At 58.2% G+C, this 13000-nt stretch carries 15 protein-coding genes; 8 read left to right on the top strand and 7 right to left on the bottom strand.

Translation table 11 applies throughout. The features are described from left to right. Window positions 1–85: 85 nt before the first annotated feature. Entirely contained in the window at window positions 86–1600 is a 1515-nt protein-coding gene (norR, locus tag AC2T6E_RS15355) for a nitric oxide reductase transcriptional regulator NorR (protein WP_120159332.1), read from the top strand. On the opposite strand, the gene gutQ is transcribed toward norR, so the two are convergent. The 7 genes from gutQ to srlA all read right to left on the bottom strand — a co-directional run bounded on the left by gutQ (window position 1597) and on the right by srlA (window position 6532). Further along, a complete protein-coding gene (gutQ, locus tag AC2T6E_RS15350) occupies window positions 1597–2562 on the bottom strand; it encodes an arabinose-5-phosphate isomerase GutQ (RefSeq protein WP_486692400.1) in 966 nt (321 codons plus the stop codon). The genes norR and gutQ overlap by 4 nt on opposite strands. Continuing rightward, entirely contained in the window at window positions 2555–3328 is a 774-nt protein-coding gene (gene srlR, locus AC2T6E_RS15345; protein ID WP_010434430.1) for a glucitol operon DNA-binding transcriptional repressor SrlR, read from the bottom strand. The genes gutQ and srlR overlap by 8 nt, the downstream gene beginning before the upstream one ends. Window positions 3329–3391: 63 nt before the next feature. After that, window positions 3392–3751, bottom strand: coding sequence for a transcriptional regulator GutM (gene gutM, locus AC2T6E_RS15340; protein ID WP_010434428.1), 360 nt, complete (start codon window positions 3749–3751; stop codon window positions 3392–3394). A gap of 92 nt (window positions 3752–3843) precedes the next feature. After that, complete coding sequence (gene srlD, locus AC2T6E_RS15335) at window positions 3844–4623, bottom strand: sorbitol-6-phosphate dehydrogenase (RefSeq protein WP_148401014.1); 780 nt, start codon at window positions 4621–4623, stop codon at window positions 3844–3846. A 14-nt stretch (window positions 4624–4637) separates the two neighbouring features. After that, on the bottom strand, window positions 4638–5000 hold the full coding sequence (gene srlB / locus AC2T6E_RS15330; protein ID WP_008499554.1) for a PTS glucitol/sorbitol transporter subunit IIA: 363 nt from the start codon (window positions 4998–5000) through the stop codon (window positions 4638–4640). A gap of 12 nt (window positions 5001–5012) precedes the next feature. After that, a complete protein-coding gene (srlE, locus tag AC2T6E_RS15325; RefSeq protein ID WP_486692396.1) occupies window positions 5013–5972 on the bottom strand; it encodes a PTS glucitol/sorbitol transporter subunit IIB in 960 nt (319 codons plus the stop codon). Next, window positions 5969–6532 carry a PTS glucitol/sorbitol transporter subunit IIC gene (srlA, locus tag AC2T6E_RS15320; RefSeq protein WP_023333189.1) on the bottom strand — a complete coding sequence of 188 codons (564 nt, stop codon included), beginning with the start codon at window positions 6530–6532 and terminating at the stop codon, window positions 5969–5971. The genes srlE and srlA overlap by 4 nt, the downstream gene beginning before the upstream one ends. A 252-nt stretch (window positions 6533–6784) precedes the next feature. On the opposite strand from srlA, the gene mltB reads away from it, so the two are divergent. The 7 genes from mltB (at window position 6785) to recX (ending at window position 12948) form a co-directional block, all read left to right on the top strand. Further along, window positions 6785–7885, top strand: a complete 1101-nt coding sequence (gene mltB / locus AC2T6E_RS15315; protein ID WP_174340992.1) for a lytic murein transglycosylase B — start codon at window positions 6785–6787, stop codon at window positions 7883–7885. Window positions 7886–8198: 313 nt separating this feature from the next. Continuing rightward, window positions 8199–8852 carry a metal ABC transporter ATP-binding protein gene (locus AC2T6E_RS15310; protein ID WP_182401285.1) on the top strand — a complete coding sequence of 218 codons (654 nt, stop codon included), beginning with the start codon at window positions 8199–8201 and terminating at the stop codon, window positions 8850–8852. Next, window positions 8849–9709 (top strand): metal ABC transporter permease, encoded by an 861-nt coding sequence (locus tag AC2T6E_RS15305; protein ID WP_010434409.1) that lies wholly within the window; start codon window positions 8849–8851, stop codon window positions 9707–9709. Before AC2T6E_RS15310 ends, AC2T6E_RS15305 begins: the two co-directional genes overlap by 4 nt. 14 nt (window positions 9710–9723) lie before the next feature. Next, entirely contained in the window at window positions 9724–10602 is an 879-nt protein-coding gene (locus tag AC2T6E_RS15300) for a metal ABC transporter substrate-binding protein (RefSeq protein WP_182401774.1), read from the top strand. Window positions 10603–10731: 129 nt separating this feature from the next. Next, window positions 10732–11229 carry a nicotinamide-nucleotide amidase gene (gene pncC / locus AC2T6E_RS15295; protein ID WP_042713547.1) on the top strand — a complete coding sequence of 166 codons (498 nt, stop codon included), beginning with the start codon at window positions 10732–10734 and terminating at the stop codon, window positions 11227–11229. A gap of 89 nt (window positions 11230–11318) precedes the next feature. Next, entirely contained in the window at window positions 11319–12377 is a 1059-nt protein-coding gene (gene recA, locus AC2T6E_RS15290) for a recombinase RecA (RefSeq protein WP_028014189.1), read from the top strand. Between the two features lie 70 nt (window positions 12378–12447). Beyond that, complete coding sequence (gene recX / locus AC2T6E_RS15285; RefSeq protein ID WP_010434398.1) at window positions 12448–12948, top strand: recombination regulator RecX; 501 nt, start codon at window positions 12448–12450, stop codon at window positions 12946–12948. The last annotated feature ends 52 nt before the right edge of the window (window positions 12949–13000 follow it).

Below are 13000 nucleotides of genomic sequence, written 5' to 3'. Positions count from 1 at the left end.
ATGATCCGTAATGGGTAGTCATTATGACTATTAAAATCAGTGTCAATATGACAATATGCATTGTCAAAATGACAGCGAGGTCACTATGAGCTTTTCCGTCGACGTACTGGCGAAGATCGCCATTGAGCTGCAAACCGGTATCGGCCATCAGGACCGCTTTCAGCGGCTGATCTCCACGCTGCGCCACGTGCTGGCGTGTGACGCCTCGGCGCTGCTGCGCTATGAAGGGCGGCAGTTTATTCCGCTGGCTATCGACGGGCTGGCGAAGGACGTGCTCGGGCGGCGTTTTACCCTTGAAGGCCATCCGCGTCTGGAAACTATCGCCCGCGCGGGTGACGTGGTGCGCTTCCCGGCGGACAGCGATTTGCCTGACCCGTACGACGGGCTTATTCCCGGACAGGAGAGCCTGAAGGTGCACGCCTGTATCGGCCTGCCGCTGTTTGCCGGACAAAACCTGATTGGTGCACTGACCCTCGACGGCCTGTCGCCGGACCAGTTCGACACCTTTAGCGATGAAGAGCTGCGCCTGATTGCCGCCCTGGCCGCCGGGGCGCTGAACAATGCCCTGCTGATTGAACAGCTGGAGAGCCAGAACATTCTTCCCGGCAGCCCGGCGGCGTTTGAGCAGGTAACGCACACGGAGATGATCGGCCTTTCTCCGGGCATGGCTCAGCTCAAAAAAGAGATTGAGATTGTTGCCGCCTCAGATTTAAACGTGCTGATCTTCGGGGAAACCGGCACCGGTAAGGAGCTGGTGGCGAAATCCATTCACGAAGCCTCGCCGCGCGCGGTGAACCCGCTGGTGTACCTCAACTGCGCCGCGCTGCCGGAGAGCGTGGCGGAAAGCGAGCTGTTTGGTCACGTTAAAGGGGCGTTTACCGGGGCCATCAGCAACCGCAGCGGCAAGTTTGAAATGGCGGATAACGGCACGCTGTTTCTGGATGAAATCGGCGAGCTTTCCCTGTCGCTGCAGGCCAAGCTGCTGCGCGTGTTGCAGTACGGCGACATCCAGCGCGTAGGGGATGACCGCAGTCACAGAGTGGACGTGCGCGTGCTGGCCGCCACCAACCGCGACCTGCGTGAAGAGGTACTGGCCGGGAACTTCCGCGCTGACCTGTTCCATCGCCTGAGCGTGTTCCCGCTTACGGTGCCGCCGCTGCGCGAGCGCGGGGACGACGTGGTGCTGCTGGCGGGCTTTTTCTGCGAGCAGTGCCGACTCAGGATGGGGCTTTCCCGCGTGGTGCTGAGCCCGGGGGCGAGGTCGCATCTGCTGAGCTACGGCTGGCCAGGCAACGTACGCGAGCTGGAGCATGCGATCCACCGCGCGGTGGTGCTGGCGCGTGCGACGCGTTCGGGGGATGAGGTGGTAATTCATGCACAGCAATTTGCAGTGCATGAGGAAAGTGCCCCGACCGTGAAGGCTGCTGCGCCTGAGAGCGCAAACGAGAATCTGCGCGAGGCGACGGAAGAATTTCAGCGTCAGATGATTACCCGCGCGCTGGAGCAGAACAACCGCAGCTGGGCGGCGTGCGCCCGGGCGCTGGAGATGGACGTCGCCAACCTGCACAGGCTGGCGAAGCGTCTGGGACTGAAGGGCTAGATTATTCCGGCCTGATAAAAATCCTGCAGGTTGATAGCACCGCACAGCCTGCCGGCATCATCCACCACCGGAGCGGCGGTGATTTTGCGCTTCATCAGCACCTCTTTGGCTTCAATGGCGCGGCTCTCGGCGTTGAGCGTCAGCCCGCCTTTGGTCATGGCGTCCGACACGTTGGTTTCCAGCCTGCCGCCGCCCACCAGCCAGCGGCGCAGGTCGCCGTCGGTGAACACGCCTTTGACGCTCCCGTTGTCATCGCAGACCGCAACCAGCCCCAGACCGGTGCGGCTCAGCTCCAGCATCGCGTCCATGACGCTGGTATCGAGTTTGACCTGCGGAATGGCATCGTCGGTGCGCATCAGGTGGTGAACCTTATTGAGCAGGCGTGCGCCGAGCGCGCCCGCCGGATGCGAACGGGCGAAATCTTCTTCGTTAAAGCCGCGCGCCTGCATCACCGCCATCGCCAGCGCGTCGCCCATCATCAGGGTGTTAACGGTGCTGGAGGTCGGGGCAAGGTGCATCGGACAGGCTTCACGCTCAACGGAAATATCCAGCGTCGCTTTGGCGGCCAGCGCCAGCGACGAGCGGGATTTCCCGGTCATCGCCAGCAGGGCGACCGATTTTTCCTGCAGGCGTGGAATAATCAGGTCCAGCTCTTTGGCCGAACCGGAGTAGGAGATAAACAGCATCACGTCGCGGCTTTCAATCATCCCGAGATCGCCATGCAGCGCTTCTGCCGGATGCACAAAGAACGCCGGGGTGCCGGTGCTGGCGAGCGTCGCGGCAATCTTTTTGCCGATATGGCCGGATTTACCGATGCCCGCCACGATCACTTTGCCTTCGCAGTGGATAATGGTGTTGGCCGCGCGGACAAAATCCTCGCCCAGACGTTCCGGCAGGCGGCTGGCTTCCTGCAGTTCCAGCATCAGCGTCTGGCGGCCCGTTTCTAACAGAAAATCACTCATCTCTTTCTCCGGTTACGATCACGTCGATTCCTTTCTCTTCCAGCGCTTTCTTGAACGCCGGGTCGATACCCGCGTCGGTAATCAGCTTATCAACGCTTTCAAGGCTACAGACAATGTTGGGGCTTTTGCGGCCAAACTTCGACGAGTCTGCCATCAAAATCACTTCCCGCGCGGCGTTGCACATCGCTTTACTGACGCTGAACACCTCGTTGAACGTCGTAACGCCCGCGTTCAGGTCGATGCCGTCGGTGCCCATAAAGAGTTTATCAAAGCTGAAGTGGTCGAAGGCATTCTCCGCCAGCTGGCCGTGAAACGACGCCGATTTTTTGCGGAAGGTGCCGCCGGGCATCAGGATGGTCTGCTCGCTGTCGAACTCCGACAGGGCGTTGACGATGTGCAGGCTGTTGGTCATCACCGTGATGTTGTTAAAGCGGCTGAGCAGCGGGATCATCTGCAGGACGGTACTGCCTGCATCCAGAATGATGGAATCACCGTCCTGGATAAATTTTACGGCAGCTTCGGCAATTAGCGCTTTCTGGTGGGTATTGATCAGCGTTTTGTGATCGATAGGCGGGTCCGCTTCGTCCTTATTGAGCACCACGCCGCCGTAGGTTCGAATGACGGCGCCAGAGTTTTCGAGCAATACCAGGTCCTTGCGTATTGTCGTGCCGGTGGTGTCAAAGTAGTGGGCCAGATCCTCTACCGAACATTTTCCCTGCTTTTGCAGATGTTCGAGAATGGCCGCCTGCCGCTGACGAGGTTTCATAGGCGCTTCGTTCCTTAGGTTGCGAAATGATAATTTCGCAAGTCTATAGCTTTCACAACGAAATTATCCATGTTTCAGATTAAGCGCTAATGATAGTGCATTCTGACAGAGTGGATCATGGGGAAAGATCACATCAGGCCGTAATTCCTGGAGCGAAATGCCGTTGATTGCCTGGATTTTCACCGGCCGGGCGAAGACGGTCATGCCGCGCATGATGAGGGAATCGCAGACGTTATTGTTTTCATCCAGCGCAACGGCGACGACCACGCGCGGTTTGAAGCGTCCGCCGGAACGCCCGACCCCGACGCGACCTTTCTGGCACAGGGCATCAAACGCGCGGTTAAACTGGTGGATCTGCCAGCCGCCAAACGCCATCTGGCACAGCCAGGCGAGGGCGGCGACGGTGATGAGTGCGGTTACCATATTTCACTCCTTAAATGCCGGGTGGCGGCTGCGCCTTACCCGGCCTACGGGTATTGTAGCCCCGGTAAGCGCAGCGCCACCGGGGAAGGGACTTAGAACATGACCTGCCCACCGGTCACGTTGATCGACTGCCCGGTGCAGTACGAGGCTTTTGGGCTGGCGTAAAACAGCAGCATGTTCAGCACGTCCTGATAGTCGCACCCGCGCTTCAGCGGCACTTTATCGATGTAGTGCTGCTCCACTTCCTCAGCCTTGATGCCGAGCTTGGTGGCGTACTGCGGCAGCAGGGACTGGAACATCGGCGATTTCAACAGGTTGCCCAGCATCAGCGAATGCACGGTAATGCCGTACTCGGCCAGATCCAGCGCCAGAGACTGCGTCAGCCCCACGCCACCAAACTTCGCCGCGCTGTAGCCGGAGTTGTGCTTGCTGCCTACCTTCCCTGATTTTGAGTTGATCTGAATGATGCGCCCCTGAATGCCGTCGCGGATCATCAGGCGGGAAAACTCGCGGGCGCAGAGGAAATAGCCCACCAGGTTCACCTGCAGCGAGCGGTCAAAATCCCCCAGCTCGACATCGCTGATAAAGGCCGCTTTCGCAATCCCCGCGCTGTAGACCAGCAGGTCAGTACGTCCAAAAATCTCGTCCACGCCGCGGGCCAGCGCCATCACGCTCTGCTCGCTGGTGGCGTCGGCACCAAACCCGTACGCCATCCCTTCGCCAAACTCGGTATTGATGGTGTCCGCCACGCGGGCGGCTTTTTCACTCTGAATGTCCACTACCGCCACGCGGTAACCCTCTGCGGCAAGCCCACGGCAGAGGAACTCGCCTAAGGTTTGTCCTCCACCAATGACAACGGCAACCTGACTCATGTGTTTCTCCTTAATTACGCAACAAATTTTAACGTGCAGCCTGGGGTGACAGCCTGCGGAACCGGGCCCGCTACGTGAACCGTACCGGGATATTCGGCCTGCGGCTGGCCGTCGAAACGCAGGGTGATGTGGCCCAGCTCGCGCAGGTTTTGCTCGGCCACGTCGCCAACGGCAGTCACGGCATAGCGCGCTTCACCCAGCTCCAGCTGGCTTCCTGCCTTCAGCTCACCGTTCAGCTCGCCGTGGCAGTGGATAAAACAAAACTCTTCGATATCTGCCGGGGCGCCTTCGCGGAAGGTGATCAGCATCTGGTCGCTCAGCGCGTCGGCCGCGCTCTGGCCGATGCGGGTAATGGTGGTCTGGTAAATCACGGTCATCGCAGGAACCTCTTATTGATAAATAAAGCCGGAGACAAACCAGGCAATCAGCACCGTCGGCGCGCCCGTCAGGAAGCGGCTCACCAGCACGGACGGCACGCCTACGCGCACGGTGTCCTGGCGCGCTTCGGCCAGCGATAGCCCAACGGGGATAAAGTCGCACGCCGCCTGGGCGTTAATGGCAAACAGGGCGGGCAGGGCGAGGTGCGGAGGGATGTTCCCCAGACCAATCTGCACGCCAATCAGCACGCCGATGACCTGGGCAATCACCGCGCCCGGGCCGAGGAACGGCGACAGCAGCGGGAAGGAGCAGATCAGCGCCAGCGTGACCAGCCCGAGCGGGTGGCTGGCGAGCGGGGCGAGGCCGTGGGCAATCCAGTCCCCCAGGCCGGACGCCATGATGATGCCGATCAGCGCCGAGACGAACGCCATAAAGGGCAGGATGGTTTTCAGTACCGTGTCGATGGTGTCGCGCCCGGACTGGAATAGCACCGCCACGGCGGAACCCATGCCCATCCCGACCTTCGCCAGCAGGCCGTCGCTCTGCTCGGTGATTTTCTTGCTGGTGTCGTACTCGCGCGGGGCCGCTTTTTGCGGCGCGGCAGTGCCATTCACCAGCGTGATGTTGTCCTCTTTCACGCCTGAGACATAAATGTCCTCAAGGATGTACTGCGCCAGCGGGCCGGATTTTCCGGTGGAGTGAATATTCACCGTCGGAATTCGGCGCTTCGGATAGATACCGCAGCGCAGCGTGCCGCCGCAGTCGATCACCGCCACACCGATTTCCGCCTCCGGCGGTTCGCCTTCCTTAAAGCCGTCGACCGCTTCCCAGCCGGTCAGCTCGCACAGCCTGTCAACGATCGCCGGGCGCGTGCCCGCGGTGATGTAGACGATCTTTTTGCCTTCGGTGGCGTCGAACTCCAGCGGGCCGCCCCAGCCGCCCGTGCCTTTCTCAATGCGGATCCGGTTCATGCTGTGGCTCCTGAAAGATGGACTTTCTGTTCAAGCTGGATGCCCATTTTTTTCTCAAAAATGGCGGTGGTGAGGTCCGTCACCCAGCCGCGGAAGAAGTTGGTGACCAGGCCGACCAGCAGATAGCTCACCGCCAGCGGGCCGAGCGGCAGGCCAAGGGTGGTGAGACCGCTGGCGATCCCGAGATAGACAAACAGCTCTCCGGGGTTGATGTGCGGGAACAGGCCATTCATGGAGTGGCAGCTGTAGGAGGCGGCGGCGTAGTAGCTCGGCTTGTACTTTTCCGGCATGAAGCGGCCGAGGCTTAAGGTCATCGGGTTACAGAACACGAAGGTGCCGATGAACGGTAATACCAGATAGCGGGACAGCGGATTCCCGGCACAGCGCTGGGCGAAGCGTTCAATGCGCTGCTGGCCGATAAAGTTGATCAGCGCGTTCATGATCACCAGCAGGCTGATCAGCAGGGGCAGGATCCCGGTCACCATGCCGGTGAACACTTCTCCGCCTTTCTGAAACAGCCCGATGAACCACTCGGCGCCGTGGGTGATGGTTTCTATCATTCTTCTCTCCTGTGGGGGCTTTTTTGTTTTTGTCTGACAGGCTAATAATAATCACTTTGAAAGGTTTTAAAGTGTTAATTAGATCTCACAATGAAAGAAAAATAGATTATTTTGAAAGTTTATTGATGGGGGCAATGGTTATCGGTGGAAAAAAGCGCGGATTTGCGTTGGGGGAGTGCGTACCGCTTCCTTGAGGTGTTGCGGATGCTTTACCATACTGGGTTCTTATCGAACCCGTTAAATGGATGTCTCATGTTCAAGCGTCGTTATGCAGCGCTGTTGCCTGCGCTTATTCTGCTGTCTGCCTGTAGTAGCAAACCTAAGACCGAAGCCGTTCAGCAAACGGCGGGCGCGCCTTCCGGAGGATTCCTGCTGGAGCCGCAGCACAATATGATGCAGATGGGCGGCGACTTCGCGAATAACCCGGCGGCCGAGCAGTTCATTGATAAAATGGTGAGTAAACACGGCTTTGACAGACAGCAGCTGCACGAAATTTTGTCTCAGGCCAAGCGTCTGGACTACGTGCTGCGCCTGATGGACCGCCAGGCACCGACGGCACAGGTGCCGACCGGGCCAAACGGCGCGTGGCTGCGCTATCGCAAACAGTTTATTACCCCGGACAACGTGCAAAACGGCGTGGTGTTCTGGAATCAGTATGAAGATGCGCTCAACCGCGCGTGGCAGGTGTACGGCGTACCGCCGGAAATCATCGTCGGGATCATCGGCGTGGAAACCCGCTGGGGCCGCGTGATGGGTAAAACCCGCATCCTGGACGCGCTGGCGACGCTCTCCTTTAACTACCCGCGCCGCGCGGAATACTTCTCTTCCGAGCTGGAAACCTTCCTGCTGATGGCGCGCAGCGAACAGGACGACCCGCTGGATCTGAAAGGGTCGTTTGCCGGTGCGATGGGCTACGGCCAGTTTATGCCGTCTTCCTATAAGCAATATGCCGTCGACTTTAACGGGGATGGTCACATCAACCTGTGGGATCCGGTGGATGCCATCGGCAGCGTGGCGAACTACTTCAAAGCGCACGGCTGGACGCCGGGTGGGCAAGTTGCGGTGCAGGCAAACGGCGAGGCGTTTGGCCTGGAAAACGGCTTCAAAACTAAATACAGCGTTGCACAGCTGACGGCGGCAGGCTTAACGCCAACGCAGCCGCTGGGCAATGTCGAGCAGGTGAGCCTGCTGCGTCTGGACGTGGGAACCGGGTATCAGTACTGGTACGGCATGCCGAACTTCTACACCATTACCCGTTATAACCACAGTACCCACTACGCAATGGCGGTGTGGCAGCTGGGGCTGGCGGTGTCTCAGGCCCGCGTCCCGGCGGCGTCACCGTTTAGTCAGTAAGTCATTCTGACGGGTAGGCCGGGTAAGGCAACGCCGCCACCCGGCATGGCTGCATGCACGGTGCGGCCTGATGCCCTCAACCTGACCCTCTCCCACGGGAGAGGGGAATTTTGCAGAAACATTTCGCCACACTCCCTTTTCAAACCCGCCATTTACATCTTAACCGCATTTCATTATTGTTATGTTATAACATTTAATTCGGTATCAAAATGTCAACGTCCCTTTTTTCTCTGTCTGCTCTCGTTCGGTTGTTGCTGGCGCTGGTGCTTGTTGTCTTTATCGGGCTGGCCGTGCGCTGGGCGGTGGCATTGCCATGATCGTGATGAACGAACTGGTCGCGGGCTATGACCGCCAGCCCGTTACGCATCCTCTTTCGGGGGTGATCGAACGGGGGAGCATGACCGCCATTATCGGCGCTAACGGCTGCGGGAAATCGACGCTGCTGAAAACGCTGGCAGGGTTTATTCCTCCCGTCAGCGGCGGCTTCCGCTGGCAGGGTAAGCGCCCGGTAATCGGCTGGCTGGCACAGCGTCACGCGCTGGAGGCACAGTTTCCGCTGACCGTACAGGACGTAGTAAGCATGGGCTGCTGGCCGCGCATATCGCTTTTTTCCGGTTTTCGTCGCGAGACGCGGTTGCGGATTGCCAGCGCGCTTGAGCGCGTCGGGCTGGGATCCATGGCGTTATCCACCATCGATGAACTCTCCGGCGGACAGTTTCAGCGCATGCTGTTTGCACGCGTCCTGGTGCAGCAGGCGCCGCTGGTGATGCTGGATGAGCCCTTTACCGGGGTCGATGAAGCCACCTGCAACGTGCTGATGGACCTGATGCTGGAGATGTATATGCAGGGGCAAACGCTGCTCGCGGTTTTACACGACAGCGAGCGCGTGTCGCGCCACTTCCCGCAAACCTTACGGCTGGATGCTGACGTTCCCCAGTGGAAAACCGAACGGGTGAGGGTGGCATGATCTGGCATACATTTTTCCAGCCGTTTATCGAATACGGGTTTATGCGCCGCGCGCTGGTGGTTTGCCTGGCGCTCTCCGTCAGTACCACCGCGCTCGGCGTGTTTCTTCAGCTGCGTCGGATGAGCCTGATGGGGGATGCGCTTTCTCACGCCATTTTGCCGGGTGTCGCCGTGGGGTATTTGCTCAGCGGAATGTCGCTGCTGGCGATGAGTATTGGCGGTTTTATCGCGGGAATTACCGTGGCGCTGGTGGCCGGTCTGGTCAGCCGCCGCACGCCGCTCAAAGAAGATGCCAGCTTTGCCGGATTTTATCTTGGCTCGCTGGCGCTGGGCGTCACGCTGGTCTCGCTGCGCGGCTCGAATGTCGATCTACTGCATCTGCTGTTTGGCTCCATTCTTGCGGTAGACAACGACGCCGCGCTGTTCGTCACCGGCGTATGCATCGTCACGCTTATCACGCTGGCGATTTTCTATCGCGGGCTGGTGACAGAGGCCTTTGATACCGCCTGGCTGCAGGTGAATGCTCGCGGGTTACCTGGCTTATTGCATGGACTGTTTCTGGCGCTGCTGGTGCTTAACCTGGTGGCCGGGTTTCAGGTGCTTGGCACGCTGATGGCCGTCGGGCTGATGATGCTTCCCGCAGTGGCAGCACGCTGCTGGGTACGCACGTTACCTGGGTTGTTATTGATGGCGGGCATCAGCGGTATTTTCTGTGCGTGGCTCGGGCTCAGCCTTTCCTGGGCGGCGAGTTTGCCTGCGGGGCCATCCATCGTGCTCACCGCCAGCGCGCTGTTCTTTATCTCTGTTTTATTTGGTACGCGCAGCAGGCTGGCTGGCAGCCTGCGGGCGCTTTTTTAACGCAAGGGGAAATGATGAAACGTACAGGGTTAGCTGTGGCGCTCGCGCTGGGGATGATGTCGCACGGTGTGATGGCGAAAACGCTCAACGTGGTGACCAGTTTTTCAATATTGGGTGACTTGACTCAGGAAGTGGGAGGAGACCACGTGAAAGTGACGACGCTGGTAGGGCCGGACGGCGACCCGCATACCTTCGAACCGTCACCGAAAGACAGCGCGGCGCTGAATAAGGCCGATGTGGTGGTGGTCAACGGTCTGGGGCTGGAGGGCTGGCTCGACCGGCTGGTGAAGGCCTCAGGATTTAAAGGCCAACTGGTGGTGGCGTCGACCGGGGTGAAAACCCACACGCTTGAGGAAGAGGGAAAAACCGTGACCGATCCGCACGCGTGGAACAGCGCGGCGAACGGGGCGCTGTATGCACAAAATATTCTGGACGGGCTGGTGAAAGCTGACCCGGAAGATAAAGCTGCGCTGGAAGCTTCCGGAAAACCCTATATCGCACAGCTTAACCAGCTGGATAGCTGGGCCAAAACGCGTTTTAGCGCGATCCCGAAGGATAAGCGCAAGGTGCTGACCAGCCATGATGCGTTCGGCTATTTCAGTCGCGCCTACGGCGTGACGTTTATTGCCCCGCAGGGGCTGTCGTCAGAGAGCGAGGCCAGTGCGGCGCAGGTGGCTGAGATCATTAATCAGATAAAAGCCGACGGCGTAAAAACCTGGTTTATGGAAAACCAGCTTGACCCGCGACTGGTGAAACAGATTGCCAGCGCCACGGGTGCGCAGCCGGGCGGCGAACTCTACCCGGAAGCGCTGTCGTCAAAAGGCGGCGTAGCAGATACCTACGTTAAGGCGTTTCGTCACAATGTCGATACGATTGCGAACAGCATGAAATAACATGTCCAGAGCCGGTGCGCCTGCATCGGCTTTTTTCTGAAGCCCCCTCGTAAAACCGCAAGCTCATCCCCATATCTAACGAGAAAGTGCTATCTTGTGCAGCACGTTTTTCCGAAGCCTGGAGCGAGAATGACTGACCATGAATTGATGCAGCTTAGCGAAGTGGTAGGGTTGGCGCTGAAACAGCGTGGTGCGACCCTCACAACGGCAGAGTCCTGTACTGGCGGTTGGGTTGCCAAAGTGATTACCGACATTGCCGGGAGTTCCGCCTGGTTTGAACGCGGTTTTGTGACCTACAGTAACGAAGCTAAAGCACAGATGATTGGCGTGCGTGAATCGACACTCGAACAGCATGGCGCGGTGAGCGAACCGGTGGTGATTGAGATGGCCATTGGCGCGCTGAAAGAGGCGCGGGCAGATTACGCGATTTCCATTAGCGGCATTGCGGGCCCGGACGGCGGCAGCGACGTGAAGCCTGTCGGCACCGTCTGGTTTGGTTTTGCCACCGCCAAAGGCGAGGGGATCACCCGCCGGGAGTGCTTCAGCGGCGACCGCGAAAGCGTACGTCGCCAGGCAACGGAATACGCATTGAAAACGCTCTGGCAACAATTTCTACAAAATACTTGATACTGTATGACCATACAGTATAATTGCACCAACAGAACAGAAATCCACGGTGAAGCGCAGTCGCTTCTCCCGGCATGACAGGAGTAATAATGGCTATCGACGAGAACAAACAGAAAGCGTTGGCGGCAGCACTGGGCCAGATCGAAAAGCAATTCGGTAAAGGCTCCATCATGCGCCTGGGTGAAGACCGTTCCATGGACGTGGAAACTATCTCCACCGGTTCGCTTTCTCTGGATATTGCACTGGGCGCTGGCGGTTTGCCAATGGGCCGTATCGTAGAAATCTACGGACCGGAATCCTCGGGTAAAACCACCCTGACCCTGCAGGTTGTTGCAGCGGCGCAGCGCGAAGGTAAAACCTGTGCGTTTATCGATGCTGAGCACGCGCTGGACCCTGTCTATGCCCGTAAACTGGGTGTTGATATCGACAACCTGCTGTGTTCCCAGCCGGATACCGGCGAGCAGGCCCTTGAAATTTGTGACGCGCTGGCGCGTTCTGGTGCGGTTGACGTGATCATCGTCGACTCCGTTGCGGCACTGACGCCAAAAGCGGAAATCGAAGGTGAAATCGGTGACTCTCACATGGGCCTCGCGGCACGTATGATGAGCCAGGCGATGCGTAAGCTGGCCGGTAACCTGAAGCAGTCCAACACGCTGCTGATCTTCATCAACCAGATCCGTATGAAAATTGGTGTGATGTTCGGTAACCCGGAAACCACTACCGGTGGTAACGCCCTGAAATTCTACGCCTCTGTCCGTCTGGATATCCGCCGTATCGGCGCGGTGAAAGAGGGCGAGAACGTGGTCGGTAGCGAAACCCGCGTGAAGGTTGTGAAGAACAAAATCGCCGCGCCGTTTAAACAGGCTGAGTTCCAGATCCTCTACGGCGAAGGCATCAACTTCCTCGGCGAGCTGGTTGACCTGGGCGTGAAAGAAAAGCTGATTGAAAAAGCGGGCGCATGGTATAGCTACAACGGTGACAAAATTGGTCAGGGTAAAGCGAATGCTATCTCCTGGCTGAAAGAGAACCCGGCTGCAGCGAAAGAGATTGAGAAGAAGGTGCGTGAGCTTCTGCTGAATAACCAGGACTCCAAACCTGATTTCGTGGTGGATGCTGCGGATGCTGAAGAAACCAACGAAGACTTTTAAGTCTCTCGTGTAAAGATGAAGGGCTGCTGATGCGGCCCTTTTTGCATTTCTGAATCTGCAGGTTTTTTTTATGAGTGAATCCACATCACGTCGACCCGCCTACGCGCGCTTGCTGGACCGCGCGGTGCGCATCCTTGCCGTGCGTGACCACAGCGAACAAGAGCTACGGCGAAAACTGTCTGCACCCGTGATGAGCAAAAACGGGCCGGAAGACATTGATGCCACAGCAGAAGATTACGACCGCGTGATCGCCTGGTGCTATGAGCATCACTATCTTGACGACGAGCGCTTTGCTTCCCGCTTTCTCGCCAGCCGTGGCCGCAAAGGATACGGGCCCGCGCGCATTCGGCAGGAGCTGAACCAGAAAGGGGTTGCCCGTGAATCGATTGAAAAAGCGATGCGCGAATGCGATACCGACTGGTGCGAACTGGCAAAAGAACAGGCGATTCGGAAATACGGCGAACCGCTGCCGCGTGAATTTTCAGAAAAAGTCAAAATCCAACGCTTTTTGCTCTACCGCGGCTTTCTGATGGAAGATATTCAGGATATCTGGCGTAATTTTGCCGATTGAACGCATGCGGGATTTTACTTCCCACCCAAGAAAACTTATCTTATTCCCACTT

The organism is Enterobacter sp. B79-1, from assembly GCF_057444735.1.
The sequence above is the reverse complement of the archived record's forward strand: the minus strand, read 5'-3'. Positions and strand labels throughout refer to the sequence as shown.

Bases quoted from the DNA above. Each gene is read 5' to 3' on its own strand.
- norR (WP_120159332.1), top strand. From the start codon at position 86: ATGAGCTTTTCCGTCGACGTACTGGCGAAGATCGCCATTGAGCTGCAA.
- gutQ (WP_486692400.1), bottom strand. From the start codon at position 2,562: ATGAGTGATTTTCTGTTAGAAACGGGCCGCCAGACGCTGATGCTGGAA.
- srlR (WP_010434430.1), bottom strand. From the start codon at position 3,328: ATGAAACCTCGTCAGCGGCAGGCGGCCATTCTCGAACATCTGCAAAAG.
- gutM (WP_010434428.1), bottom strand. From the start codon at position 3,751: ATGGTAACCGCACTCATCACCGTCGCCGCCCTCGCCTGGCTGTGCCAG.
- srlD (WP_148401014.1), bottom strand. From the start codon at position 4,623: ATGAGTCAGGTTGCCGTTGTCATTGGTGGAGGACAAACCTTAGGCGAG.
- srlB (WP_008499554.1), bottom strand. From the start codon at position 5,000: ATGACCGTGATTTACCAGACCACCATTACCCGCATCGGCCAGAGCGCG.
- srlE (WP_486692396.1), bottom strand. From the start codon at position 5,972: ATGAACCGGATCCGCATTGAGAAAGGCACGGGCGGCTGGGGCGGCCCG.
- srlA (WP_023333189.1), bottom strand. From the start codon at position 6,532: ATGATAGAAACCATCACCCACGGCGCCGAGTGGTTCATCGGGCTGTTT.
- mltB (WP_174340992.1), top strand. From the start codon at position 6,785: ATGTTCAAGCGTCGTTATGCAGCGCTGTTGCCTGCGCTTATTCTGCTG.
- AC2T6E_RS15310 (WP_182401285.1), top strand. From the start codon at position 8,199: ATGATCGTGATGAACGAACTGGTCGCGGGCTATGACCGCCAGCCCGTT.
- AC2T6E_RS15305 (WP_010434409.1), top strand. From the start codon at position 8,849: ATGATCTGGCATACATTTTTCCAGCCGTTTATCGAATACGGGTTTATG.
- AC2T6E_RS15300 (WP_182401774.1), top strand. From the start codon at position 9,724: ATGAAACGTACAGGGTTAGCTGTGGCGCTCGCGCTGGGGATGATGTCG.
- pncC (WP_042713547.1), top strand. From the start codon at position 10,732: ATGACTGACCATGAATTGATGCAGCTTAGCGAAGTGGTAGGGTTGGCG.
- recA (WP_028014189.1), top strand. From the start codon at position 11,319: ATGGCTATCGACGAGAACAAACAGAAAGCGTTGGCGGCAGCACTGGGC.
- recX (WP_010434398.1), top strand. From the start codon at position 12,448: ATGAGTGAATCCACATCACGTCGACCCGCCTACGCGCGCTTGCTGGAC.